This window comes from Shewanella sp. SP2S2-6 (genome assembly GCF_031931965.1).
Classification (GTDB): domain Bacteria; phylum Pseudomonadota; class Gammaproteobacteria; order Enterobacterales; family Shewanellaceae; genus Shewanella; species Shewanella baltica.
The window spans coordinates 1-26631 of sequence record NZ_JAUOEQ010000051.1 but is presented as its reverse complement, the minus strand read 5'-3'; the positions used below and the strand labels follow the sequence as shown (position 1 = coordinate 26631).

Below are 26631 nucleotides of genomic sequence, written 5' to 3'. Positions count from 1 at the left end.
TCTGTGGCGGTTTGACCCGTTTTGGCTTTCTCCGCTTCTGTCTAATTCTCTTGGTATCACCATCTTTTGCTTTATACCAATCACATGAAGTATTTAATCAGTTCAGAGCCTCACAGGCATCTCAATCCAAGGCGCATTGGCGTAGAAATGGAAGTCAATGCAACAGGGGAGTGGGATGTCTATGAGGCCTCCTAAGGGCGCAGATGTTAACGGCATGGAAACGCGCTTCATGCTGCGTTCAAGGCTTTTGACAGAGACCACTATGCTTTCAAGCCTTCGCCTTGTCTAAAGCGCGTTGAACTCCCGCTGAATGAATAGATATTTAATATTATTGGTGTTAGATATGCGTGTAGGTGTCACAGTGTCAGTATTGAGCGTCTTAGCTGTGGTTTAGTAACTGTTTGAGGAGAGCAATCAAGTAGACCGTGCAGGACAGTTTAAGGGCTCAGAAGAGATTTACCTGTAATAGCACGTTCACTATAGACTTAAAGCGATTAGTTTATAAATCCATCAAGGCTGCCGAATTGAACACATCATTTATTATAGGAGTATCGTGGTCCATTATCCTGAGGCGATATTTAGTAGTGGCACTGCAATATTAGTAGGATTATCAGGATAGAAATTCTTGGTGATAATTTTGAGCCGCTTACGTTTTTGACTGAATGATTCTGTTCATATCATAAGTCCAAATGACTATGCTAACGATTACATAACTTATTAAGTGTAAGTTGTTTTACTTCCATGGATAACTTGAAATTTACAATTCTAATTAACCATAGGCTGCTGCAAAATTAGGATTTTTTCGAATGGATCATTATTAGGGTATTGGTGAATTTTTTTATTCGAATTCAGGTAGTTTGAGTTAAATCTGTTAGACTGGCAATGTAATGCTTGAACAGTACTTATGAGGGTTGTTATGCGAGCGAACTGGGATCTAGTATTAGAAAAGATTTTGAGCCACAGCAATTATGAAGATCTTTCTGTGTTGTTTCATTTACTGTTAACCGAAGAAGAGCGTAGTGCCGTTGCCGGTCGCTTAAAGGTATTTCAGTTGTTATTGGATGGGGATATGAGCCAAAGGCACATAGCTGCAGAATATGAAGTGAGTATTGCGACGATCACCCGTTGCTCTAATTACTTGAAAAATATGTCTCCCGACCATAGAGCGAAAGTTCAAAAATTGATTGGTTAGTACTCTTATGAAAACAAGCCCTGTGGACATCATTTGTGCTTGTTTTGGTAACAGCCTTAAGGCGTGATGGGCAGCTTATGGCGACGATAGAGTGAACGACGCACCAGAATATATAAGCCATAACTAAGTAAGCAGATGGCCAGAATTGGGTAAAGGTCTTTGGGAAGGAATTTAAAGATAGCCAATGCCGCTATGAGATAGATAAAAGGTAAGAAGTTATAAATCATCTCGGGAAGATAGCCCGACTTACGACGTCTTACCGAGTCTGTTCGACGGTTTTGAGAACGCATAACATAGATCCTCGCACCTAAGACGAACACTACTGTAGCCGCAACTAGGGCATAGTTGATGTCGAGTGCAATAAAACTCGAACTGCCGAGCGCCATGTAGCCAAAAGGCAAAATCTCGTAAAGGGGTTTGGTTAACATAAGCACTCCGTCGCTTCACTCAGGTTGATATCAATATCTAATTGAAAATATTCATATAAAATTTGAATACTTCAATTTACCAGTCACTTATTTATCTATTACGAATAGTATAAACGCTTGCGTATAAAAAATGCACGACCTTAAATTAAGGGCGCGCATCTTCAAAGGTTAAACTATGGCAGTTCAATCGCTTAGGGATGAGCTATTTCTAGCTCACCTTGGGCATCACTCTGTATCTAGCCGCGGCAACCACAGCCGCCATTGCCGTCACAACCTGTTTTAGGTGTGTCACAGGCTTCGTGATCTTCATGGTGATGTCCATGATCGTGGTCTGACCCACCACAACAGCCGCCAGCTTCTTCTTTGCCTGAACCGCCACAGCATCCACCGCCGTGATCGTGATCATGTCCATGGCTTCCACAACCGCCTTGGGCATGAATGTGGCCATGGGCGATTTCTTCGGCAGAGGCTTCGCGAACGTCAACGATTTCGACGCTGAAATTGAGCGATTGGCCCGCTAAAGGATGGTTGCCATCGACGATAACCACATCGTCTTTCACTTCCATGACTTGAACTGGGCGTTGACCCATTTCAGTTTCGGCGATAAAGCGCATACCTGGAACGATATCTTCGATATCACCAAAGGCTTCTAATGGCACGGCTTGACGTAGGCCATCGTGGTAAGGGCCATAGGCTTCTTCGGCACTAATAGTGACATCGAGTTTTTCGCCTTTGGTTTTACCATCTAATGCGGCTTCTAAACCTGGGATCAGGTTTTCAGTGCCGTGCAGATATAGCATAGGTTCAGAGTCGAAAGAGTCTTCTAATAGTCTGCCTTCTTGATCTGATAAACGGTAATGAATGGTTACCGCGCTGTGTTGAGTGATCTTCATATCGCCTCCAATTCGGAATGTGCGCGCATAATAACGTGCTTTTTTAGTGCTGGCGATAATTTGAAGTGGCTTATGTTAGATATCGCACAGCTTTTTTTTCGGCAGATTAAAGCCTGTTTTACGCATTGCAGCATGTGTAATGTGATTTTTGCTCATTAGCCTGTCAATTTGGCCTGAGTGATGAGATAGAACAAATAACGCATTAGTTAAAAGTGAACTATAAATAATTATCTGAAAAATAAGTGATTATCCAATAGTTTTCTCGCTTTATTACGTTAACGTCAACAGTTATCTGTTGCATAAATCGCATTTTTACCCCTAGAAAACTTTATATTAACTAATCTTGATACAGTATTTTATCGAGTGTGAAGATTTGCGGATAAATAATCCATTTTAGGGGTTGACAAGCGCGGGTAAAAAAAGCAATTCTGTTTATCAAGAATTAACATGGATTAGCCCAAACACATGCATAGCCTAGGTTTCGTAGTAACTACCATTATTACAACCACCACTACAACAACAGTGGGGGCGGGCTGATACACCCTAAAGAATTTTAACAATGAGCCCGCTTCCCACAAAGAAGCGGGCTTTTTTGTTTATAGCTCTTATTTCTAAGTCGGGCGCGGTACAGGAGAACAAGATGAAAGTAATGAAATTTGGTGGTACCTCGCTTGCAAATTGGCAGCGATTCTCGATGGCTGCGGATATCGTTGCCAAGTCATCTAAGCTAGAACCCGTAGCCACAGTGCTATCGGCCCCTGCAACTGTGACGAATGCTTTATTAGAAATGGTCGACGTAGCCGTTAAAGGTGAAGAATATTTACCTGTGCTGCAGCACGTTGAGCGGGTATTTACTTCGCTGTACCAAGACGCCGTTAACTCAGTGTTGTCGAGTGAGCAAAGCGAACAGCTTTTTTCTGGACTCAATGCTCAGCTAGTGATCTGGCAGGATAGATTACGTGGTATCGGATTACTGCAAGAGTGTCCCGATGGCATCCGCGCCGAAATCGTGGTCGCAGGTGAGCGTTTATCAGCTGCCTTGATGGAACAAGTGATGATATCAAAGGGGATCACTTCGGCTCAGCTTGACCCACGCGCCTTATTTTTAGGTCGTGGTCGTCCGTTAGAATCTGTCGTTGATATCGCTGTGAGTAAGCCAAGGTTTCGCGCGTTGGCATTAGGTGAAAAACGCGTATGGGTGATGCCGGGATTCACCGCCGCCGATGAACAGGGCAAAGTGGTGACGTTAGGCCGTAATGGTTCTGACTATTCTGCTGCCGTGCTCGCCGCCTGTTTGGATGCTTCAAGTTGTGAAATCTGGACCGATGTTGACGGTGTCTATAATACCGATCCCCGTGTGGTTGCCGACGCTAAACTCTTGTCTCAGCTCAGCTATCAAGAGGCGATGGAGCTGTCCTATTTTGGTGCTAAGGTATTGCACCCTAAGACGATTGCCCCTATCGCTCAGTTCCATATTCCCTGTTATATCAAAAACAGTTTTAATCCTGATGCGCCCGGCACTTTGGTTTCAAACCAAGCCGATGAAACCGGCTTGCAGGTTAAAGCTATCTCCAATTTAGATAACCAGACCATGTTCGATATATCAGGCCCTGGTATGAAAGGCATGGTTGGCATGGCGAGCCGTACTTTAGCGGCGATTTCCCGCAGCGGCGTGTCAGTGTCTTTAATCACCCAAAGTTCTTCTGAATACAGCATTAGTTTCTGTGTGGCGACGTCTGACTCGGCCAAAGTGAAGTGGGCTTTAGAGCAAGAGTTTGAATTAGAAATAAAAAGTGATTTGCTTGAGCCTATCGCTATGCGTCATGAGCTGGCAATTGTTTCATTGATTGGTGATGGCATGCGCACCCACAAAGGGGTAGCGGCGCGTTTCTTCCAAGCGTTAGCACAGGCAAGCGTGAACATTATCGCCATCGCCCAAGGATCGTCCGAGCGCTCGATTTCGACTGTGATCGAGCAGCGTAAGACTAAGCATGCGGTGGCGGCTTGTCATCAAGGCTTTTTCGATGTGCAGCAATATTTAGATGTGTTTTTAGTGGGATGCGGCAACGTGGGCGCGGGCCTGCTCGAGCAGATAAAACAACAGTCCGCCATGCTCAAAGAGCAGCACATCAGTATCCGTGTTTGTGGCATAGTAAATTCGAACAAGATGTTACTCGACAGCGCGGGTATCGATTTAAGCAACTGGTCTAGTTTGCTTGCCGATAGTCAGCAAGCCTGCGATATCCCAGCGTTACTGGCATGGGTGAAAGAGCAACAATTGCTTAATCCAGTGCTGGTGGATTGTACTTCGAGCGAGCAAGTATCGGATCTGTATTTGGATGTGATGAACTCAGGTTTGCATGTGGTCACGCCGAACAAAAAGTCGAACACTCGCGATTATGCCTATTATCAAGCACTGCGCCAAACGGCCTTAAAACAGCGCCGCCAATTTTTATACGAAACCACAGTCGGCGCGGGTTTGCCTGTGATCGATAATCTGAAAAAACTGTTATTTGCGGGTGACAAACTGCATAAGTTTAACGGTATTTTATCGGGCTCTTTATCCTTTATTTTCGGCATGCTCGATGAAGGTATGACGCTTTCCGAGGCGACAGGTCTTGCGCGGGAAAAATGTTTTACTGAGCCCGATCCCCGTGATGATTTGAGCGGTATGGATGTGGCACGTAAGGTGCTCATTCTTGCCCGTGAAGTGGGACTAAAGCTAGAACTCAGTGACGTGCAGGTTGAATCTGTATTGCCCGACGAGTTTGATGATTCAGGCGATGTCGAAAGCTTTATGGCGCGTTTGCCGCAGGTTGATGCTGCTATTGCCGCTAAAGTGGCGCAGGCCAAAGACCAAGGTAAAGTGTTGCGTTATGTGGGGCAAATTGAAGATGGCGTCTGCCGTGTGTGTATCGCCGAAGTGGATGCACAGGATCCCCTTTATAGCGTTAAAGGCGGTGAAAATGCCTTGGCATTCTATAGCCGTTATTATCAGCCTATTCCCTTTGTGCTGCGCGGTTATGGCGCGGGAACGGAAGTGACTGCTGCTGGTGCCTTTGCCGATGTATTAAGAACTTTGAATTGGACTCGTGAGGTGAGTGTATGAGTTTGACGGTTTACGCTCCAGCCTCTATGGGTAACGTGGGAGTCGGATTTGATTTATTGGGCGCCGCTTTGGCGCCGATAGACGGCAGTTTACTCGGCGATAGAGTGACTATCGCGGCGGCAGAATCGGGTGTGAGCCTGACACAAACCGGCGCTTGGGCCCATAAACTGCCTGATAATCCAAAAGACAATATAGTGTACCAATGTGCCGAGTTTTTCTTAACCGCCCTGAGTAAGGAGTATTTAGAAGCACAGGGTAAAGCAGGTGAAGGCGTGGCACTGACACTGGAAAAGAACCTGCCCGTCGGCAGTGGTTTAGGATCTAGTGCCAGTTCAGTCGTGGCGGCGTTATATGCCTTGAATGAACATTTTAACCGACCCTATAACGAGCAAGCCCTGCTGGAACTGATGGGCGAGTTTGAAGGTAAGATCAGCGGCAGTGTGCACTATGACAACGTCGCCCCCTGTTACTTGGGCGGTATGCAATTGATGCTCAATGTGCCGGGGACAGTTTGCGAAGCAATACCGAGTTTTAAAGAATGGTATTGGGTTGTAGCCTATCCAGGGATTTCACTCTCGACGGCGATGATGCGTAAACTCATGCCTGATCAATACGATAAAAGTGTCACTATCGATTTTGGTCGTTATTTAAGTGCCTTTGTACATGCTTCTTATCAGCAGAATGCCAAGCTTGCGATCAGCGTATTAAAAGATGTGTTAGCAGAGCCTTATCGCGCAGCTGCGATTCCGGGTTACGACAATGCCAGAGTTGCTTTAGCCGATTTAGGCATGTTGACTACGGGGATTTCTGGCAGTGGCCCAACCTTGTTTTCGATAACCGATGATTTAGCCACGGCCAACGCCGCTAAAGTCTGGTTAGAGCAGCATTATCTCACCGAGGCGGGTGGCTTTGCCCATGTATGTCGCCTCGATGAGCAAGGCACGCGTAGAGTCGATTAATTCTTATTTTTAGTATCAAGACTAAGCATTAAGGCTAAATATCCATCTTATGCATAAAGAGCATGCATCAAGAATTAGCATTTATGGCTTAGCATCAAAAGGTCGAGTGAGCATGGAACTATATAATTTAAAACACCCTTCGCAGAAAGTGAGCTTTAAAGAAGCGGTACAATTGGGGTTAGGTAAAGACAGAGGTTTATTCTTCCCCACCCAAATACCCGTATTAGACGATATTGAAGGGTTACTGGCGCTGCCATTCGTTGAGCGCAGTAAAAAAGTGCTCGGCGCCTGGCTTGCCTCTGAATTAGGCCAAGCTGCGGTCGATGATTTAGTTGAGCGTGCCTTTAACTTCGAGTTACCTTTGGTTGCCGTCGATGAGCAGCGCGCTTGCCTCGAACTGTTTCACGGCCCTACTCTCGCATTTAAAGATTTTGGTGCGCGTTTTATGGCGCAATGCGTCAATGCCTTTGTCGGCGACACACGTTTAACCATTCTGACTGCGACTTCCGGTGACACTGGCGCCGCGGTGGCTGATGCCTTTTATGGGCTTGAGAAAGTCAATGTGGTGGTGCTCTATCCTAAGGGCAAGATCAGTGAGCTACAGGAGAAGATGTTCACGACTCTAGGCAAAAATATCCACACAGTCGCTATCGAGTCTGACTTTGATGCCTGCCAAGATCTCGTTAAACGCGCCTTTGATGATCCAGAAGTCCGCGATGGGCTGAGCTTAAACTCGGCAAATTCTATCAACATCAGCCGCTTACTCGCGCAAATTTGCTATTACTTTGAAGCCGTTGCCCAGTCTAAACAACGCCACGACGCCGATCCTGTGATTTCAGTGCCAAGTGGTAACTTTGGTAACCTGACGGCGGGTTTATTCGCCAAAGCCATGGGGTTACCGGTTAAACGCTTTATCGCCGCCACCAATGCGAATGATACTGTGCCGCGTTACTTAGACAATGGTCAATGGCTGCCCAATCAAACCCAAGCGACCATGTCCAATGCGATGGATGTGAGTGAGCCCAGTAACTGGCCGCGAGTAGAAGCCATTTGTGAGAAATTAGGCTGGCCACTGAGTAACTTAGTGGGGATCCGTTTATCCGAGGAGCAAACCTCACAGGCATTAGCCGAGTTGCATGCACAGGGTTATGTGTCTGAACCCCATGCGGCGATCGCGGCTAAGGCATTATCTTTAACCTTAGTGCCCGACGAAGTGGGCATATTCTTAGGGACGGCGCATCCCGCTAAGTTTAAGGATGTCGTAGATAGGGAGCTAAAGCTAGACTTACCCCTACCGGCCGAGCTTGAGGCGGTGGCGACTAAGACAATTTTATCTGCAGAGCTACCCGCAGATTTTGCCGCACTGAAAGCGCACTTATTCAAAATCTTAACCTAAGCTGCTTGTACTTAACGTATCAGCCTATAGGTGAGATAACATAGCGTTACAGAAGAGAAGGGAGCTTAGCTCCCCTTTTTTATCAGCACAATTTTGATAAATACGTTTTTATAAATACATTGCCAATAAGTACACTTCTTACAAATGCATTTTTTATAAGTGCACTCTTTACAGGTGTAAGCAAAATAACGATAAATTGATGAAACTGTGTTGCAGGCAAGCATAAAAAAACTTTTGTTTAACTACATGATATTAAATTAATATTTGTAACTTATTGTATTGCATTCGGTTATGCAAGTGTGATCTGGTTCACAATTTTATCGGTTTTAATTGTTTATGTTCACCCGCGTGTTTAATCAGTGGGTTGAGTGATTTGTCTAGATTTTTTTTATTAAGTGTCTGTGTCTGTGTCTGTGTTTGCGTTTTAGTCTCTGGGTGCGCAGCCGAGCAACGGGAGTTATATCGGCGCATAAATGTGGCCTACGATTTTGAAGTGACCCACTGCGACAGTTTTGCGATCGTCACTGGAGTGAGCCGGCGCGAGAATAATCTAGATGAAGCCAAAGATTCTGCCATAGCTCAGGGAGAGCAATTGGGCGGCACGCACATCGTTTGGTTACAGACTGATATGGGCGATCCCACTAAGGTTGTTGCTGTTATTTATAAGTGTCAGATTTAGCGAGCTTAAATTTTAACTTTAACTTGATCTTATTTATTCAGTCTGAGTTTTTAGGCTAAGTGAATTAAATCGATGACATTGAACGCCCTAGCCACAGTCCTTTTTAGTTGCTATTCTCCGCGCCCTATTTAGGTTAATTACTATGTTCTGACTGGTGTTTATGGCGCGCTGTCTAAGTGCCAACTACGCTTATTTAGGTATTAAAACACTGTGGAAGCCTGACGTTGAACTGTTTTGCTTCATCTTCATCAGGAGAGGATCGCCAACTTAAGGGGCAAGTAACTTAGCCTATGTCACTGTTTAAATACGTTCCTGTCTTATTTTTGCTTTCTTTAGCCTTGCCTGCTCAAAGTACATTGCAGGTTAATAGCCCTTTACCTTGTCAAAAAACCATTAAAGTCGGTTATAACGACTGGGCTCCCTATGCTTGGCAAGATCCCCAAGGAGAAGCACAAGGTTTAGATGTGGATCTGATGCGGGCATTTGCCGTGTATCTTGGTTGCAAAATCAATTTTATTAATGTGCCAGCTAAGCGATCGCACCAGATGTTGAAAGCTGGGCAATTAGATGTGCTGATGGGGGCGACAATGACGGATGAACGTCAGGCTTATGCACATTTTTCCAGTTATTATCGAGACGAAGAACTGCGATTATTCGTGCTCGATGAGCAAAAAGATCAGATTAATGTCGATAAGTGGGAAGACATTTTTACCAAGAAATTACGTCTGCTTGTGCCTTCAAGCGGTTGGTATGGCGTTGATTATCAAGAGTCTCAATATCGATTAGAGCAGGAGCACTTATTGGTATTGAGCCCTGACTCAGATAAGTCGGTACAAATGCTCACCTATGGCCGCGGGGATATGATCGTCGGCGATACTATGGCCATGCCCTATATTGCCAGTCAGCATCAGCACATTAAGCTAGTGCCACTTAAATTAGTGTTAGATCAAAACCATATCCATTTAATGCTCAGTAAAGCGAGTATGACGCCAAGCCAGTTAGAGCAGTTTAATCATGCGATTAAGGCCATGATGGATAACGGTGAAATTGCACGAGTAATCAATAAATGGCAACAAATGTCACTAGCGAAACAATCCAATATGAGCCGCCTAAGCAGTCCATTAAAGACGCTGTACGTCAGCCCGTAATCATGCCTTAACATTTGTTCTTAATATTAGCCCTTAACACTTGCCCTTCAACTACGCCGATCACGTCTCACTTTTAATGATTTTTATCGTGGATCAACAGAGTAACGCTATGATTTTTGGTTATTTGCACTAAAGAATATTGTTTTTTACTCAGTTGTTTTCTCGCGATTTAAGATGTGACACATTTGCTAAAACTTCTCTGGCTCGAAGTTACTGAACTCTCTATTAAATTCTGCTAGTTTGGTGAGCTAAATTGTCATGCTTTGGGTTTGATTGCGTTTTTTTACAAAAGCCCATGGCAAGAATGTCTTCGCTCACTCTGCTAGCAAAATCTCGTCGTTAAAGAGTCCATTGCTAAAAATAACAATAGGATAGAGGTCATACATGAAACTTCGCCATTCTGTCGCCTGCTGTATGCTTGCCCTAGGTACATTCACTGCGGCCCAAGCCATCGCTGCCAATGCGGTGAGTAATCAAGGCTATTACCGCGCGCCAGCCCTGCACGATCAAACCTTAGTCTTTACCGCTGAAGGGGATTTATGGACTCAGACCTTAGGCCAAAAAGCGGCGACCCGCTTAACGAGTTTACCCGCAGAGGAGCTAGGTGCGACCATTTCAGCCGATGGCAAGTGGGTTGCTTATGTGGCCAATTATGAAGGCGCGAGCGAAGTGTATGTGATCCCGGTTGCCGGCGGTGTGGCCAAACGGGTGAGTTTTGAGAATAGCCGTGTGCGGGTTCAAGGTTGGACCGCCAAAGGCGAGATTTTATATTCCACAGACAGTGGTTTTGGCCCCGCGAATAATTGGATGCTACGCAGCGTCGATCCTAAAACCCTTATGACCACAGATTTACCCTTAGCCGATGCGGTCGAAGGTGTGATTGATGATCGCAACGAATATGTGTACTTCACCCGCTTTGGCCTGCAAGTCACTGGCGATAACGCCAAAGTGTACCGTGGCGGCGCAAAGGGCGAATTATGGCGCTTTAAACTTGGTAGCAAAACCGAAGCCCAGTTGCTCAGCGGCCAGCACGACGGCTCAGTGCGTCAACCTATGCTATGGCAAGACAGACTCTATTTTATCAGCGACAGCGATGGTAACGACAACCTCTGGTCGATGGCGCTCGATGGTTCAGACGCAAAACAGTTGACCCAATTTAAAGATTGGCAAGTCCGCGGCGCGCAGATGGATCAAGGCAAAGTGGTCTTCCAGCAGGGCGCTGATATCCATGTATTTGATATCGCCGCCGCGAAAGACGCATTACTCAATATCGAACTCACGTCCGATTTTGCCCAGCGCCGTGAGCACTGGGTGAAAGATCCTATGGATTATGCCTCCTCCACCGATTTAGCCCTTGCTGGCGATAAAGTGGTGATCACCGCCCGCAGCCATGTAGCAATTGCGGGTGTTGATGGCTCACGCTTAATCCAAGTTGCGCTGCCAGGGACTTATCGCGTGAGAGAAGCGATATTGAGCCAAGATGGCAAGTCGGTTTATGCGATTAGCGACATGACGGGTCAGCAGGAAATTTGGCAATTCCCTGCCGATGGCAGCAGTGGCGCTAAGCAGCTGACAAAAGACGGTCATACCTTAAGAATGAGCCTGAATCTGTCCAATGACGGTCGATTTATCGCCCACGACGATAATGATGGTAATGTTTGGCTGCTCGACTTAAAGAAAAATACCAATCAGAAAATCATCACTAACGGTGAGGGACTTGGGCCTTACGCCGATATCCGCTGGTCCGGAGACAGCCGTTTTATTGCATTAACTAAGTCGGAAATCGGTAAACAAAGACCGCAAATCGTCCTTTACTCTGTGGATGAAAATAAGGCCGAGACGCTCACCAGCGATAAGTACGAATCCTATTCGCCAACCTTTAGCAGTGACGGCCTGTGGTTATATTTCCTGTCAAATCGCCAATTCAGCGCCACGCCAAGTTCACCTTGGGGCGATAGAAACATGGGCCCAGTGTTTGATAAACGCAGCCAAATTTTTGCCATCGCCTTAGTTAACAATGCCAAATTCCCCTTTAGTAAACCCAATGAACTCAGCGTTAACCAAGCTGACAAAACGGATGCCAAGGATAAACCGAATCCGGTGAAAATCGATTGGTCTGGTATTTCGCAGCGCCTATGGCAAGTGCCTATCGATTCAGGCAATTACAGTGAACTGCGCGCCGTCGATGGTAGGCTTTATGTGCTCGACCAAGCGATGGGTGATGACGCAGAACCGAGTCTGATGACCATCAAGTTTGATCCATTAAGTCCGAAAGCCGAGGTTTTTGCCGAGGATATTGGTCATTATGCGGTTTCTGCCGATGGCAAAAAGCTGATGCTGCGTAAGTTCAGCAATGACAAGGCGCTGATGATTGTTGACGGTGGCGATAAGCTAGGCGATACGGATAATGCCAAAGTGCAAACGGATCAATGGCAATTAGCGATTTCTCCCCAGCTTGAATGGCAACAAATGTTTGAAGATGCTTGGTTGATGCACAGAGAATCTTTCTTCGATAAGAAGATGCGCGGCCTCGATTGGCAAGCGACCAAAGCTAAGTATCAACCTTTGCTTGACCGCCTGACTGACCGTAACGAACTGAACGATATCTTCATGCAAATGATGGGCGAATTGGATTCTTTGCACTCACAGGTTCGCGGCGGTGATTTACCCAAAGATCCCGATGCGGCTAAAGCAGCTAGCCTAGGTGCGCGTCTACAGCAAACCGCCGATGGCGTTAAAATTGCGCATATTTACAGTAACGATCCTGAGTTGCCAGCTAACGCTTCACCGTTAAATCGTATCGAAGTCGATGCCAAAGAAGGCGATGTGCTGCTGGCCATCAATGGCACGCCAGTGGCGAACGTGGCTGATGTCACGCGGCTGTTGCGCAATCAACAGGACAAGCAAGTATTACTGCAACTTAAGCGTGGCAGCCAAACCCATAAAACCATCGTTATGCCCGTCAGCGCTATGGTTGATGGCCAATTACGTTATTTAGATTGGGTGAGCCATAACGCGACTGTGGTCGAGGATGCGAGTAAGGGCAAGATTGGTTATTTGCACTTATATGCCATGGGCGGCGGCGATATTGAAAGTTTCGCCCGTGAGTTTTATACCAATTACGATAAAGACGGTTTGATTATCGACGTTCGCCGTAATCGCGGCGGCAATATCGACAGTTGGATTATCGAGAAGTTATTGCGCCGCGCTTGGGCGTTTTGGCAACCGACTCACGGCACACCAAACACCAATATGCAGCAAACCTTCCGTGGCCATTTAGTGGTGTTAACCGATGAGCTGACCTATTCCGATGGTGAAACTTTCTCCGCAGGGATTAAAGCGCTGGGTATTGCACCGCTAATTGGTAAACAAACGGCAGGGGCTGGCGTGTGGTTATCTGGGCGAAATTCGCTGACCGATAAAGGTATGGCGAGAGTGGCCGAGTATCCACAGTATGCAATGGATGGTCGCTGGGTGTTGGAAGGGCATGGCGTAACGCCGGATATTGAAGTCGATAACTTACCTTTCGCCACCTATAACGGTAAAGATACGCAGCTTGAGACTGCGATAAGCTATTTGAAGGATGAATTAGTTAAGCAGCCCGTTCCAGCTTTAAAAGCGCAACCTCTGCCAGTAAAAGGAATGGCGCAGGATATAAAAGCTAAGTAATTGATATTTAGATTCAGTATTTAACTAAAATTTAAGGTATCTCAGTTAGCATAGTCGCGTACAAAGTTAGGGTGTTGTCTCTTAGTTCCCGAGACAACACCCATTTTTATGCCCATTCATTAATATTCTTACTCGTTTCTGCGTAGATCTGCATAGTGTTCACTTGCTGTTGTTGGGCAAGGTGATTAACTGTCATCGCTCTCGCGTCTTCGTTATGGCTTAGGTAATAGGCCGTTGGCGCTGAAATCCCTTGGCTTGTTCCTGTTGCTATGTTGGTCATATCGGCGATCACTTGGTATTTCATCTTCGCGTGTTTCAATTCGACTAAGGTTTCTATGTTATCCCTCAGTGCTGGCATTTCTGCTGGTTTTTCAACTAGTTTTTGGGCATTTGCAGCAAATTGTTTTGCATCGCGAGAAAGCGTTATTGTATCCGTTGAAACTGGCGCGTTGGTTTGAACGGCATTGTTAACCTGTGCAAATTCAGCGTTGGAGACATTTTTTTGTGGGCTGACAGACGGGGAATATCGCAGTGGTTGAATGTGCATCGTTTAACTCCAACAGTTGGCACTAAGTTATACCAATCGTACGGTTTAAAAGCTGGACCTGAGCTGAATCATGGAAAAGGTTTCGGGGATGCGGATGGTAAGACTCTGTGTGGGGGCGGCGACGGTGATTCGGTGATGGCAATGAGTCAGACTGGTAATGATCTGCGGTGCGGCAATAAAAAAGCCCGCTTAGGGAAACCATTAGCGGGCCGTAGATATCAGCACAAATCTTAAAACTTGATGTGAATATCTGTCGCTAAACTATTGGCGATAAAGCAATTTGCATGTGCTTTTTCGTGAATTTTCTCAAGGGTTTCTTGGCTGACTTCAATCCCTTCGGCAAACATGACATTAGGATTCAGCACCATCTTAGTGACGGCCAACTTGCCTGCTTCATTTTTACCCAGCTCTGCAGTGGCATTGTCCACATAGGACGTGACAGGTAAGCGCTTAAGATGTGCAATCGCGAGAAAGGTCAACATATGGCATGAGGATAACGCCGCCAGCAGGCTTTCCTCAGGGTTTACATTCTGCCCATTGCCTTTGTATTCCGGCGCTGACGAGGCTTGAATCGTCTGGCCACTGCCAAATGTAATGCTGTGGTCTCGACAAAATTCGCCTTCTTCGGCGGGCGAGGTTTGCCAGTTAACCGTTAAGTTAAAGCCCATTATTTTCTCCTATCTGAAGGACATCAGGGCACTATAGCCTAGCGGTGCGCACTTAGCCATGACCTGTGGCTCACTGCAGCAGGAAGTTATAGCTTAGTGCAACGAAAGTTATAGCCCAGCACTAAGTAATAAACTGCTTGTGAGCACGCTGCCAGCGACGATACCAATCGGTAAATGGCGTGGACTGTAGCTTAACGTCAGTATGACCAGCATGGCCGCGAGGGAAATGATCCCCATAAATAAAATGCTACCGTAGGCCCAGCCTTGAGCGCTCGCGCAGGAACTTAAGCTAAATGCCAGTAATAACCAAGCAAACAAGGTGAGTAAATGGCTTTGCCATTGTGCTGGTGGACGGTTAAACACATCCTTAAAATGCCCAAACTTAGCTAAGGCGAACAGGGCAAGTGAGAGATAACTTAAGCCTAAGATCCCAAGTACAGGGATAAATTCTGGCATCATGATTTGGCTTCCTCCAATGAAGACGGCGAGGTAAGTTCGTTGGCTAGGGATGTTTGTGGCTCGCTGCGGCGTGCTTTATTCGCCTTGGTATTCGGCGCATTGAATGCGGGTCTTGTTGGGCGCTTGGCTGGGGCTTTAGCAATCAAAGTTAATCTTTTGCTGGCAAATAGCATAGCGCCGCCAAGTAGAATGGCGAGCACGTCAAATCCGACTAAAGGCCATTGATGGGATTGAATATTGTCGATGAGGTTGCTCGGCGATGTGAAGGCATTGAGCACGGGCAGTGCACAGCACAAACTGCCTGTGGTTATCAATGCTGCTTGCCACTGGCGACGTGAACGGCCAAAGAAAGCCCACACTCCCATTGCCGCTAACGCGATAAAGAAGCTGTGAACTTCCCATTCGGAGCGGCCTGCAAAACTTGTCGATAGCAGACGATTTGCGTAAAAGAAGCTCACAGCGCCTAAGGGTAATCCTAAGATAAACATGAAGTTTAACCCTTCGACGAGACGTAATCCTAAGCTTGGTTTCTCGCCTTTATCTATGGCTTTCTGTTGTTTTTGACGTAGGCGAATGGCCCACATCAACGTGCCTGTAGCGACCATAGCGCAACCTAATATGCCGCAGAAAAAGAATAATATTCGTAATAGCGGGGCGGCAAAACGCGCCGTGTGTAGCGACATCATAGTATCGTAAGTCGCGGAGGCTCCTGAGGCTTCGTGCGGGCTGGCATATTTAAGCTCACCATTTACCCCGTTGAATATCAAAATATTGGCTTCATCGGTCACATCTTTACCTGTGTTTTGGTAAAAGGTCACTTGGCTATTTTGATCTTTAGGGTATGACACTATCACTTGCTTAATTGGCGCATCGCCCCATGCGGCTTTCACTTGAGGTAGTAATTGGCTCAGTTGCACCTGTGGCGCACTAATCCCCGCGGCTTTCTCGGTTTGTCTGGCGGGATTAAGTTCTTTTAAAAAAGCTTGGTTATCACCCGAATAGGCGGTATTAACCGTCCATGGGATATAGATAAGCATTAGGGTAATAAGCCCGGTATAAGTGATCATCAAATGGTAGGGCAGGGCGATGACAGAGCTCACATTGTGCGCGTCTAGCCAAGAGCGAGCGCCTTTATCCCGTCTAAAACTGAACAAATCTTTGAAGATCCGTTTGTGGATCACTATGCCACTGATAAGGGCGATCAGCATAAACATAGTACAAACGCCGACGATATAGCGGGCTGTAATTGCGGACATATAATGCAAGTCAAAATGCAGACGATAGAAGAAATCGCCGCCACGACTTGCGCGCACTTCTGAGATCATGCCGCTGCCATCGGCGAGGGCGACATGTTCTTCAGTCTTGCCGCGACGCTGACCTTTTTCTGGTGGCAGTTGCCAGCTAGCACTTTGAAAGGGTTTACGTTCGGTCGGAAAACCTATCATCCAGCGTTGCGCCGATTCGGGCGAATGCGCTGCGATATAATCTTGGCCTTTATCAAGCTGATTTGCGAGCGTATCGGCTTGATAGTCTTGATAAACCCCTTTATGCAACTCGGGTTCGTTCCACAGGCTGATCTCATGGCGGAAATAGCTCAAGCTACCCGCAAAAAAGATCAACAATAACACCCAACACACGAGCAAACCTGCCCAAGTATGTAGCCAAGATAAGGTTCTAAAAAATGTCTCTTTCATCTTACTGTCCACACACCTGAAGCAAACCAAAACATAACAAACTCACTAGGCCTAGATCTCGCCATGCATGCCAGGTTTTACGTACACAAAAGGCGTAAATAATGGCGATGGCATAAAACAGAAAAGCCAACATATTGGCCGTTATTGTGCTTTCGAAGCGGGGCATAGGTAGCACGACTGTCAGCAGGCAAGCCAAGGTGGCCGCCGCAATATAACCCGCCAGCAGTGCGGCGCTCGCGCGGGCAAAGACTTTGAAGGCAAACTGCGATTGCTCTTGCTTAAACCATCGCGCAATTTGCACAATCCCCCGTGAAATCAGTGAGAAAGAGCGCGTTTGCACTGCAGATGATTGCGTTGACGTTTCAAACGCGGGTGTATTAGACATAAGTGCCACTTCTCATTTCGAGCCAATATGGGTCCGTTATGGCTATCCGTTACGGTTAATTCTGCAACGTGTGCTTGAGCTTTCTGGTTTAACGGCAGAAGACTCGGCTTAACGGTGAATGCATTTCTATTAACAGGGGAATAGCTAACCGCGAGAAGTATAACTTAGTTAATTCAAATGATAAACGATATCATTTAGATTCGAATGTAAATATGTGATCTTGGACTAACGGAGGTGCAGATTGTTACTAGGTTGTGTTTTTGTATTTTTTTAGCTTTGAATATAAATCTTTTAAATCAAAGGCTAAAAATTTATGGTTAATATATTGTGAATGATAAGTTATGAATACGTATGCATCCCATTGAGGCGAAAAACGCTACACCGTTAGTATGACACTTTGATTGCCCTATGTTTCTTGGATTGATGTGGTGAATAGAACATCGGGTTAAAACAAGTCGTTATGACATAGGGGAATGCCAAATGCGTCATTGTAAACTCAGCGTCTTGACCATGGCTCTCGCGACAGCAGGCTTTAGTGTGGTGTATACACCGCAGTTAGCCTTTGCAGCAGAGACTACGCCAACTCAACAGGAGGCCAAACAAGCTCAAGACGACAATATAAAAAACGATACCAACACGAATACCAAGAGTGTCGAAACCAACAAAAAAGCCAGCGATGAAGCGGCAAATATCGAACGTATTGAGGTTAAAGGTTACAGCAAAAGTCTGATTGATTCCCTCGATGCTAAGCGTTACGGCGACACAGTTTCAGAGCAATTATCGGCAGATGATCTTGGCGCCTTACCCGATGTATCAATGGCGGATGCGCTGACCCGCTTACCCGGTATTTCAGCGGTACGTACAGGTGGACAAGCGGCGGAAATTAACATTCGCGGTATGTCTGGCGGTTTTGTTTTTTCAACCTTAAATGGCCGTGAACAGGTATCGACGAGTGGTACTCGCAGTATCGAGTTCGATCAATACCCGTCTGAACTGATTTCATCCGCCGCTGTGTATAAATCCCCTAAAGCCTCACTCATTGAAGGGGGCGTTGCAGGCACAGTTGAACTGCAAACAGTCAGCCCACTGCAATCCGATAAAGACCATAGTTTTCTGGTCAATGCCCGTGGTATGTACAACGACAGAGCCAGTGAAGTGTATGGTGCTGACGAGTATGGCCACAGATTGAGTATGTCTTATCAGGGTAAGTTCTTCGACGATACCTTAGGCGTGGCGTTAGGTTATGCCCGTCTAAAACAACCCAGTGTTGCGACCCAATTTATCGGTTTGGCTTATAACGACAGCAAAGAAGTTGATGGACTGGCTAATGATAGCAACGGTCCTATTGATGCCCCTGCGAATGAGTACATCAGCGAGGGTTTTGAGCTACAGCACCTTGGTGGCGTTGAAATTCGTAACGGTTATATGGGCGCGATTGAGTGGGCTCCTAGAGATAATTTTAAGCTCAAGGCCGATGCATTTTTATCGCGTTTCGATAGCGAATCGTTTGCCCGAGGATTCAGGGTTAAGTTTGGTGGCTCAGGCGCTGCGATTGCCAATCCTGTACTCGATGGCAATTCTGTTATTGGCGGAACTTTTAATCGTACCTCAAAAAGCTATACCCGAGTTGAGACTGTAAACGACGATAACCAAGATTTTGATGAAGTGAATAGCTTTGGCTTAAATGCTGACTGGCAAGTGACAGACAGACTGAATGTCGCCGCCGATATTTCCTATTCCTCAGCCAAAAGTAACTTTAGGAATGGCCTGTTATGGGCGAACGTTGCTGTCGATGCTAATGCTGATACCCCAGTTTTCGATGATAATGTCTCGATTAGTTATCAACTTAACGGGCTTAATCTGCCCGATGTGGGCTTTAATCAAGCAGATGCTTTCACCGATCTGGATCGGGTGATGGTGAGTAAGTACGGCATCTATCCCTATGAGAATGAAGATGCGGTAAAGGCTTATCGCCTTGATTTTAAATATGACCTTGAGAATGATTACATCAGCTCAGTAGAGTTTGGTGTACGTTACTCTGATCGCAATTACTCCAATCGCCGCTCGGTATTTGAATATGGCAATGATGGCGCTTTCTCTAGCGCTGAGCCACCACTCAAGCTGACGTCTGATATGGCCTCGGTCGTCGATTGGCAGGGTGAGTTCAGTTATTTCCCCTCTTATCTCGCCATTGATCTCGACGCTGCGCTAGCGGCTTGGTTCCCTGAAGGTATCCCACAACCAGTACAAACTTGGGGAAATGCCGATGGTGTACTCGATGCTAAGGGCTATACCACTAACTATTCTTGGACCGTATTGCAAAGTGGGGAGGTGTTCGAAAAGGTGTTTGCGGCTTATGCCATGGTTAATTTTGATACCGAGATTGGTGGTATTCCAGTCACAGGAAATCTCGGTTTACGCCGTGTTGAAACAGACCAATCCGCAACTGTCTTAGAGAATGTCGGTGCACATCCAGAGCTTGGCGCTCAGTACATTGTCGATGATTTAGGCATAGTAAATAACTACTATGCACCTAAAATCAAAGGGATAGATTATGTTGATTATCTACCGTCCCTTAACCTTAGTTTTAAGATCACTGAAGATTCTCAAATCCGTTTAGCTGCCGCTAAAGTGATGTCGCGTCCGCCCATTAACCGCTTGGCGGGAGATGCGAGCGCAACGGCTAATAGCGATGGGGTCATCAATGGTTCCAGTACTAATAACCCTTATTTAAAACCTTTCTATGCGGATCAATATGATATTTCCTACGAGAAATACTTTGATGAAGGCGCCTTTGTCGCGGCGCTATTCTACAAAAATATTGATTCTTTTATTGATACTGTGGCTATCACCAATTTCGATTTTAAGGGGAATGGCTTCAACGTGCCGGATTACATCGTCGATCCTGTTACTGGGGTGCAAACCTCAACAAGTAATGGCACTTACACTACTGCAATGAATAATGCCGAGGGTGGATACATTCGCGGTTTAGAGTTGGCTTATACCCAAGTGTTTGCTTCCTTGCCCGATTTATTTTCCGGTTTAGGTTTTAACGCCAGTTATTCTTATACCGAGAGTGAGGTGCAGTCCATTACCAGCCTAGGCGGTGATAGTGCTACTCAATCTTTACCTGGGTTATCGAATAATGTGTTCAGTGCAACCTTGTTTTATGGCTATGAGGGCTTTGAAACCCGTATCAGCGCTCGTTACCGTGATGCTTTTGTCTCTGAACAGGTGGCGATTAACGATCAAGTGGTGAACTTCGATTCCGAAACCGTGATGGACTATCAAGCCTCCTACCAAGTAACGGACGGTTTAAACGTACTGTTCCAAGTCAATAACCTCACAGATGAACCGACTAAGAGTTACTTCGGCACCGAGCAGAAAACCGGCACCCTACAGTACTTTGGCCGCGAATTTTTCTTGGGGTTCACCTATGCCCTGTAATCCATTGCATCAGTTAGTGTGCTTAGACGCACAGAGCCTAAATCCATTACATGCTGCGCCACTTAGTATCACGGCGCCTTATTCGCAAATTGGGAGAAACCACTCATGTTGAGTATCTCTAATCTTATTAAACTATCGGCTTTAGCCCTGAGTATGAGCTTACTCTCGGCCTGTGGCGGCAGTGATTCATCTGAACCGGGTAAAGTACTATTAACTTGCGATGTGCCTATGGTGCCCGATGCGACGGGCACAAGCTGCGTTGCACCTACGCCTATCAGTTGTAAGGCGCCTAAATTCCCTGATCCTAAAAACGAGAGTTGTATAAACGGCTTAGATCCCTCGTTACCCGCGCCAAGCGTATTCCCGCAAGCCAATCAAGCAGTGCTTTACTACAATCGCATTAAAGATAAAAACAATACTGCGAGTAACGCTGAATATCCTAAGTACAAATTACATACTTGGAACGATGAAAAGTGTGATGCATATGCCGCTCCTTTTGATACCAGCGACTGGAGCAACGGCCATCCCTTCGATGGTATTGACCCTAATTATGGCGCCTATTGGATACTTAATCTGAAGGAAGGTTATGGTGCCTGCGGCAACTTTATTGTGCATGCCGGTACGGATGATGCAGGTAAAGCCTTAGGTAAGAACAACTTAACCATGTCCCTGGTACAGGACGATGCGACCTATGTTCGCGTGAATTTCACCATTCACGGTGAGTCGGATGTGTATGAGTATCCGATTCTAGAGACAGGTTTCTCTATTTCAGGTATGAGTGCCCACTGGTTAGATCGCAATACCTTTGTGTGGAATCAAGATCCACAGGGGGTGACAAGCGTGAAATTGCATTATTCAGCTAAGGCTGATATCGCCGCCGATGATAATAATGTGATCAGTGGCACTCAAGTGACCTTAACGCCAGCGACCTTAAACGATGCACAAAAAGCGTTATCGCCAGTGCTGGCAGATTGGCCTGCTTATACTGCTAATTTTACTGCGGATGAAGCCAAAGCCATTGCAAAAGATCAATTAGTATTAGTCGCTTACGATGCCGATGACAAACCTGTTGGCGCAACTTATGTGCAAGCGGCCAAGGTGCTTGATGATCTTTACACACAGGGCGACCAAGATGCTGATGAGGCTACGCTCGGTGTGGTTTACGATGGGGCGAACATTATTGCTTCTGTGTGGGCACCGACTGCCCAAGACGTAAAACTGAAAGTCTATGATGCCAATAAAACACTTAAAAGCACTGAGAATATGACCTTAGATAGCCTCACTGGTATCTGGTCCTATCGCGGTGATGCTAGCCTTAATCGCCTCTATTATCGTTATGCGCTCAGTGTGTACCATCCAACGACTAAAAAACTGGAGTCGTTAGAAAGCACTGACCCTTATTCTTTGAATGTGTCGAGTAACGGTCGTTTCAGTCAGTTTATTAATTTGGATGATGCAGACCTTAAACCTGACGGCTGGGATAACCAAACCGTTGCTGCGATTGCTCACCCAGAAGATGCGGTGATCTACGAGGGGCATATTCGAGACTTTAGTATTCGAGATCAGAGTACCAGTGCCGCCCACCGTGGTAAATATTTGGCCTTTACCGAGCAAGGCTCTGCGCCAGTCGAACATCTTAAAAAGCTGGTTGATAATGGCTTAACTCACTTCCATGTGTTGCCCGCCACCGATATGGCAACAGTCAATGAAAATGCCAGTGAACGCATCGAAATGACCGACACTTTGGCCAAGTTATGCAGCAAAATCAATGATACGGCCGATGCTTGTAAAACCCAAAACAAGTCAGCAACTATAGAGAGTATTCTGGCGAATAGCTTACCAGGCTCAAGTGATGCGCAGGCATTAGTGGATGCTATGCGTGGTTTAGATGGCTTTAACTGGGGTTACGATCCGCAGCATTTTTTTGCACCTGAAGGCAGTTATGCCACAGTGGCTGAGGGTACGGCGCGAGTGCTTGAACTGCGCGAAATGAACCAAGCCTTGCATAATATTGGCCTCAGAGTCGTATTGGATGTTGTGTATAACCACACGAGCGCTTCTGGCGTGAATGCTAACGCTGTGCTTGATAAGGTCGTTCCTGGTTATTACCACAGATACGACCCTGTATCTGGCGCGATGGAACAGTCAACCTGTTGTGAAAATACCGCCACTGAACATCGAATGATGGGTAAACTCGTCACGGATTCTTTAGTTTTGCTTGCCAAAGAATATGGCTATGACGGCTTCCGTTTTGATGTGATGGGGCACATGCCTAAGCAAGGTATTCTCGATGCGAGAACCGCTGTTCAGGCCGTCGATCCAGACACTTACTTCTACGGTGAAGGATGGAACTTTGGTGAAGTTGCCGATAATCGTTTATTCGAACAGGCAACACAAGCCAATATGGCAGGCTCCGAAGTGGGCACCTTTAATGACAGAATACGCGAGGCGGTGCGTGGTGGCGCATTGTTTGCGACTGAAGCAAAGGATGACTACCTGCGGGATCAAGATACCCTACGCTTATCATTGGCGGGTAACTTACAAAACTATGTACTCAAAGACTTTAATGGCAATTCGGCTAAGGGCAGTAGCTTTAGCTGGAACTCACAACCGAGTGCTTACGCTCTCGATCCTGCCGACAGTATTAACTATGTTTCTAAGCACGATAACGAAACCCTGTGGGATATCCTGCAATATCAACATGCCATTGGTTTGAGTATTGAAAATCGTGTGCGAGTCCAAAACATGGCCGCCAGTATTCCACTCTTGAGCCAAGGGGTGCCGTTCCTGCAAATGGGCGGTGATTTACTGCGCTCAAAATCGATGGACAGAAACAGCTATGACTCGGGGGACTGGTTTAACTATGTCGACTTTACCTATAACACCAATAACTGGAATGTAGGTTTACCACTCGCGCAGGATAACAGCAGCAAATGGACGCAGATTTCGGGTATTTCTGCTAACCCAAATGCGGCGGCTTCCATGTCGGATATCGAATTGGCTTCGGGGGTATTTAACGAGTTTTTACGTATACGCCATCAGAGTCCATTATTCCGCTTGACCGATGAACAGACCATTATTGAGCGTGTGGGATTCCATAACGTCGGTAAGCGTCAGCAACAGGGTGTCATCGTCATGAGTCTGGACGACGGCGTTGGTCTTAGCGATCTCGACCCGACAGTCGATGCCATCGTTGTGATGATCAACGGCAGCGCAACGGAGCAGTCTCACACAGTGCCAACTGCAGCAGGCTTTAGCTTACACGAAGTACAAGCAAACTCTGTTGATGCCAAAATCCGCGGCGCAAGTTTTAGTGAGGGTGCGAATGAAGGCACATTTACGGTTCCTGCCTACAGCACGGCTGTATTTGTGAAAAAACAAAGCGGTGCGCAGGGCGTGGGTCTCTCGGCAAACGCTACAGTTGGTGCGCCCGATGTTGTGCCCTATGGCAGTACCGATGTATTTGTCCGTGGCGGCATGAATGGCTGGGGTGAAGTCGATAAATTCGCCTACGTCGGCGCTGGCGAATACCGTATTGCCATCAAACTGAATGCCGGTGACTATGATTTCAAAATTGCCTCGGCAGACTGGAATACCGTTGATTTTGGTGCCATAAGTGCTGATGTCGCGCAAGTTGATGAAGGCGTGGCCGAAGCGCTAGCAGCGAAGGGCGGGAATCTGCATTTTTCCGCGGGGATAACGGCAACCTATGTGTTCTCCCTTGATGCATCGGATAAGGACCATCCCGTATTAAGCGTTTATAACGAAGAGCCATTTGTAGGAACGCCAGTGTATCTGCGTGGTGATATGAATGGTTGGGGGACTGATAACGAAGTCAAGTATATGGGCGGTGGGATATATCGCGTTGATCTCGCCATCACGGCAGGTACTAAAGGCTTTAAACTCGCGTCCAGTGACTGGTCTACCGTAGATTATGGTACCGGTGAGGCCGATGGTGTCGTCGTGCTCAATCAAGAGAAATTGCTGGCGGTCAAAGGCGGCAATATGAGCATCACCTTCGACAGCGATGATACCTACAGCTTTGTGTTTGATGCGTCAAATCGTAATGAACCTAAACTCAGCGTGTATAAAACGGCGATGTTTGGTGCGAACACGGTTTACATTCGTGGCGGCATGAATGGTTGGGGCACAGTGGACACGCTAGCCTATCAAGGCGCTTCGGTTTACAGTGTCGATATCGCGTTAATCGCAGGTGATAACGAGTTCAAAATTGCTTCATCAGATTGGTCTAGTGTCGATTTTGGTGCTGTGGTGGGGGATGAGGCTGTGACGCTTGATGGGTTAAAAGTCTTGGCTTCAAAGGGGGCAAATATGCATTTTAATGCGCCAGTGGATGCAACTTATCGCTTTACTGTGACAGGTCCCGATCCTAAATCGCCAACCTTAACTGTGACTCAAGTTAATTAGGCTTACGCAGCGAGCCGCGGTTAACTCACCATGGATTCGCTGTGAATTTAAAACCACCTTAAGTGCGAACTTAAGGTGGTTTTTTTATTCCCCTGAACTGGAGGGTTACAAATATTTAACCGATACAGAGGCAAGGCTTAAAACTGTGAGCGAAACAAGATATGGATTTTCTGACTTGCTGGCTTCGTCACAGTTGTTTGTTTTAATTTATTATTGTGTGTCTAGTGGTTACTGCTTGTTTAGCATTAGGTTAATTTTTGTGCTGCCAATGTGAGCTTTATCAATTTTGATGTACTGAGGTTTTGGCAGAATGCTCGTTATCTTTTTTACCGAGACCTAGCCTGATATCCCTATGCATAAAAACTCTAAGAATGGTGAAACACACCTGTCAGATAATGCGATTTTACTCTCCACGACGGATTTGAAGGGAAACATCAAATATGTGAATCAGACTTTTTCGCAGATTAGCGAGTTTAGTGCTGCTGAGTTGCAAGGGAATCCCCATAACATAGTGCGTCATCAAGATATGCCAGCGGCTGCGTTTAAGATCCTTTGGGAGCGAATTAAGCAGGGTAAACCTTGGATGGGTATCGTTAAAAATCGCACTAAAAATGGCGGTTATTACTGGGTAAATGCCTATGTCGCACCTGTGTATGAAGACGGTAAAATTCACGAATATCAATCTGTTCGCCGTCAAGCGACCCCTGAGCAGATTAAAGCTGCCGAGCGTATTTACAGCGATATAAATCAGGGCAAGCAACCTAAAGCATTGCGCAAAGATAGGCTAGGTTTCAGTGGTAAGATACTGCTGGCCATGCTGATTTCGATTATGACTACGACAATGATTGCCAGTTATTCTCCCATTGGTGCTGCAATTGCGGGGATGACGATAGCGTGCCTAGCATGGTATTTCCTGATGCAGCCGCTGCAAAAACTCGTGTCGATGGCGACTAATATTATTGACGATCCTGTGGCGACGGGCGTGTATACCGGCCGCCAAGATGAGATTGGAAAATTGGATCTTGCTCTGCGCTTTTTGATCACCGAAATTGGTGGCGTTGTCGGGCGCATGGCGGATTCTGCCAGTGAAATCCAATCTCAAAGTGTCAATCTTAAACAAACCATTACCAACACTTGGGAGCACGCCGATAGCCAGAGTGAGCAAACGACGCAGGCTGCAACAGCGATGGAGCAGATGAGCGCCAGTTTTGCCGAAGTGACGGGCAATATTCACCGCACCGCCTCTGAAATGGTGTCGAGCCACGAGGCGGCTCAACGCGGTCATTCACGTTTAGAAACAGTCATAGAGGCGATTCATGAGTTGAGTGTGCAAGTGAGTCACTTTTCCGATGTGGTTCAAACGATTGAAGAAGATAGCCGTGCAATTCACCAAGTGCTTGAGGTGATACGTGCCATTGCCGATCAAACTAATCTGTTAGCTTTAAATGCGGCAATTGAAGCGGCGCGGGCAGGGGACTGTGGCCGCGGTTTTGCCGTGGTGGCCGATGAAGTCAGACAATTATCGAGTCG

The 26631-nt window shown here is 46.5% G+C and carries 17 protein-coding genes; 10 read left to right on the top strand and 7 right to left on the bottom strand.

Annotated elements, in window-relative coordinates; translation table 11 throughout:
• Positions 1–916: 916 nt before the first annotated feature.
• Positions 917–1192 carry a trp operon repressor gene (trpR, locus tag Q4Q57_RS20875; protein WP_063882757.1) on the top strand — a complete coding sequence of 92 codons (276 nt, stop codon included), beginning with the start codon at positions 917–919 and terminating at the stop codon, positions 1190–1192.
• Between the two features lie 56 nt (positions 1193–1248).
• Here the strand turns inward: trpR and Q4Q57_RS20870 are convergent, their stop codons facing one another.
• Complete coding sequence (locus Q4Q57_RS20870) at positions 1249–1620, bottom strand: hypothetical protein (protein ID WP_063882755.1); 372 nt, start codon at positions 1618–1620, stop codon at positions 1249–1251.
• 236 nt (positions 1621–1856) lie between these two features.
• Positions 1857–2513 (bottom strand): peptidylprolyl isomerase, encoded by a 657-nt coding sequence (gene slyD, locus Q4Q57_RS20865; protein ID WP_063882753.1) that lies wholly within the window; start codon positions 2511–2513, stop codon positions 1857–1859.
• Positions 2514–3153: 640 nt separating this feature from the next.
• Here slyD and thrA point away from each other — a divergent pair.
• The 6 genes from thrA to Q4Q57_RS20835 all read left to right on the top strand — a co-directional run bounded on the left by thrA (position 3154) and on the right by Q4Q57_RS20835 (position 13473).
• A complete protein-coding gene (thrA, locus tag Q4Q57_RS20860) occupies positions 3154–5622 on the top strand; it encodes a bifunctional aspartate kinase/homoserine dehydrogenase I (protein WP_311891931.1) in 2469 nt (822 codons plus the stop codon).
• Positions 5619–6581 carry a homoserine kinase gene (gene thrB / locus Q4Q57_RS20855; protein WP_311891930.1) on the top strand — a complete coding sequence of 321 codons (963 nt, stop codon included), beginning with the start codon at positions 5619–5621 and terminating at the stop codon, positions 6579–6581. The genes thrA and thrB overlap by 4 nt, the downstream gene beginning before the upstream one ends.
• Before the next feature lie 112 nt (positions 6582–6693).
• On the top strand, positions 6694–7977 hold the full coding sequence (thrC, locus tag Q4Q57_RS20850) for a threonine synthase (protein ID WP_311891929.1): 1284 nt from the start codon (positions 6694–6696) through the stop codon (positions 7975–7977).
• A gap of 364 nt (positions 7978–8341) precedes the next feature.
• The gene (locus Q4Q57_RS20845) at positions 8342–8656 is read left to right on the top strand and encodes a hypothetical protein (RefSeq protein WP_409438206.1); all 315 of its coding nucleotides are present in this window, start codon (positions 8342–8344) and stop codon (positions 8654–8656) included.
• 290 nt (positions 8657–8946) lie between these two features.
• Entirely contained in the window at positions 8947–9804 is an 858-nt protein-coding gene (locus Q4Q57_RS20840; RefSeq protein WP_311891927.1) for a transporter substrate-binding domain-containing protein, read from the top strand.
• Between the two features lie 384 nt (positions 9805–10188).
• Positions 10189–13473 (top strand): S41 family peptidase, encoded by a 3285-nt coding sequence (locus Q4Q57_RS20835; protein ID WP_311891926.1) that lies wholly within the window; start codon positions 10189–10191, stop codon positions 13471–13473.
• Between the two features lie 106 nt (positions 13474–13579).
• Here Q4Q57_RS20835 and Q4Q57_RS20830 read toward each other — a convergent pair whose 3' ends face one another.
• The 5 genes from Q4Q57_RS20830 to Q4Q57_RS20810 form a co-directional block, all read right to left on the bottom strand.
• Entirely contained in the window at positions 13580–14020 is a 441-nt protein-coding gene (locus Q4Q57_RS20830) for a hypothetical protein (protein ID WP_311891925.1), read from the bottom strand.
• Positions 14021–14250: 230 nt separating this feature from the next.
• Positions 14251–14688: an OsmC family protein gene (locus Q4Q57_RS20825; RefSeq protein WP_311891924.1), complete on the bottom strand. Its 438-nt coding sequence runs from the start codon at positions 14686–14688 to the stop codon at positions 14251–14253.
• 108 nt (positions 14689–14796) lie between these two features.
• Complete coding sequence (locus Q4Q57_RS20820) at positions 14797–15147, bottom strand: DUF3325 domain-containing protein (protein WP_311891923.1); 351 nt, start codon at positions 15145–15147, stop codon at positions 14797–14799.
• Positions 15144–16841 carry a PepSY-associated TM helix domain-containing protein gene (locus Q4Q57_RS20815; RefSeq protein ID WP_311891922.1) on the bottom strand — a complete coding sequence of 566 codons (1698 nt, stop codon included), beginning with the start codon at positions 16839–16841 and terminating at the stop codon, positions 15144–15146. The genes Q4Q57_RS20820 and Q4Q57_RS20815 overlap by 4 nt, the downstream gene beginning before the upstream one ends.
• Position 16842: 1 nt before the next feature.
• Positions 16843–17226 (bottom strand): DUF3649 domain-containing protein, encoded by a 384-nt coding sequence (locus Q4Q57_RS20810; RefSeq protein ID WP_006085094.1) that lies wholly within the window; start codon positions 17224–17226, stop codon positions 16843–16845.
• Positions 17227–17706: 480 nt separating this feature from the next.
• Here Q4Q57_RS20810 and Q4Q57_RS20805 point away from each other — a divergent pair, with 480 nt between their 5' ends.
• From Q4Q57_RS20805 to Q4Q57_RS20795, 3 genes are all read left to right on the top strand, one after another.
• The gene (locus Q4Q57_RS20805) at positions 17707–20673 is read left to right on the top strand and encodes a TonB-dependent receptor (RefSeq protein ID WP_006085095.1); all 2967 of its coding nucleotides are present in this window, start codon (positions 17707–17709) and stop codon (positions 20671–20673) included.
• Positions 20674–20778: 105 nt separating this feature from the next.
• Positions 20779–25101 (top strand): alpha-1,6-glucosidase domain-containing protein, encoded by a 4323-nt coding sequence (locus tag Q4Q57_RS20800; RefSeq protein WP_311891921.1) that lies wholly within the window; start codon positions 20779–20781, stop codon positions 25099–25101.
• A 352-nt stretch (positions 25102–25453) separates the two neighbouring features.
• Positions 25454–26631, top strand: a 1178-nt coding sequence (locus Q4Q57_RS20795; RefSeq protein WP_311891920.1) for a PAS domain-containing methyl-accepting chemotaxis protein, incomplete at its 3' end; no start/stop codon positions are given.

Bases quoted from the DNA above. Each gene is read 5' to 3' on its own strand.
- trpR (WP_063882757.1), top strand. From the start codon at position 917: ATGCGAGCGAACTGGGATCTAGTATTAGAAAAGATTTTGAGCCACAGC.
- Q4Q57_RS20870 (WP_063882755.1), bottom strand. From the start codon at position 1,620: ATGTTAACCAAACCCCTTTACGAGATTTTGCCTTTTGGCTACATGGCG.
- slyD (WP_063882753.1), bottom strand. From the start codon at position 2,513: ATGAAGATCACTCAACACAGCGCGGTAACCATTCATTACCGTTTATCA.
- thrA (WP_311891931.1), top strand. From the start codon at position 3,154: ATGAAAGTAATGAAATTTGGTGGTACCTCGCTTGCAAATTGGCAGCGA.
- thrB (WP_311891930.1), top strand. From the start codon at position 5,619: ATGAGTTTGACGGTTTACGCTCCAGCCTCTATGGGTAACGTGGGAGTC.
- thrC (WP_311891929.1), top strand. From the start codon at position 6,694: ATGGAACTATATAATTTAAAACACCCTTCGCAGAAAGTGAGCTTTAAA.
- Q4Q57_RS20840 (WP_311891927.1), top strand. From the start codon at position 8,947: ATGTCACTGTTTAAATACGTTCCTGTCTTATTTTTGCTTTCTTTAGCC.
- Q4Q57_RS20835 (WP_311891926.1), top strand. From the start codon at position 10,189: ATGAAACTTCGCCATTCTGTCGCCTGCTGTATGCTTGCCCTAGGTACA.
- Q4Q57_RS20830 (WP_311891925.1), bottom strand. From the start codon at position 14,020: ATGCACATTCAACCACTGCGATATTCCCCGTCTGTCAGCCCACAAAAA.
- Q4Q57_RS20825 (WP_311891924.1), bottom strand. From the start codon at position 14,688: ATGGGCTTTAACTTAACGGTTAACTGGCAAACCTCGCCCGCCGAAGAA.
- Q4Q57_RS20820 (WP_311891923.1), bottom strand. From the start codon at position 15,147: ATGATGCCAGAATTTATCCCTGTACTTGGGATCTTAGGCTTAAGTTAT.
- Q4Q57_RS20815 (WP_311891922.1), bottom strand. From the start codon at position 16,841: ATGAAAGAGACATTTTTTAGAACCTTATCTTGGCTACATACTTGGGCA.
- Q4Q57_RS20810 (WP_006085094.1), bottom strand. From the start codon at position 17,226: ATGTCTAATACACCCGCGTTTGAAACGTCAACGCAATCATCTGCAGTG.
- Q4Q57_RS20805 (WP_006085095.1), top strand. From the start codon at position 17,707: ATGCGTCATTGTAAACTCAGCGTCTTGACCATGGCTCTCGCGACAGCA.
- Q4Q57_RS20800 (WP_311891921.1), top strand. From the start codon at position 20,779: ATGTTGAGTATCTCTAATCTTATTAAACTATCGGCTTTAGCCCTGAGT.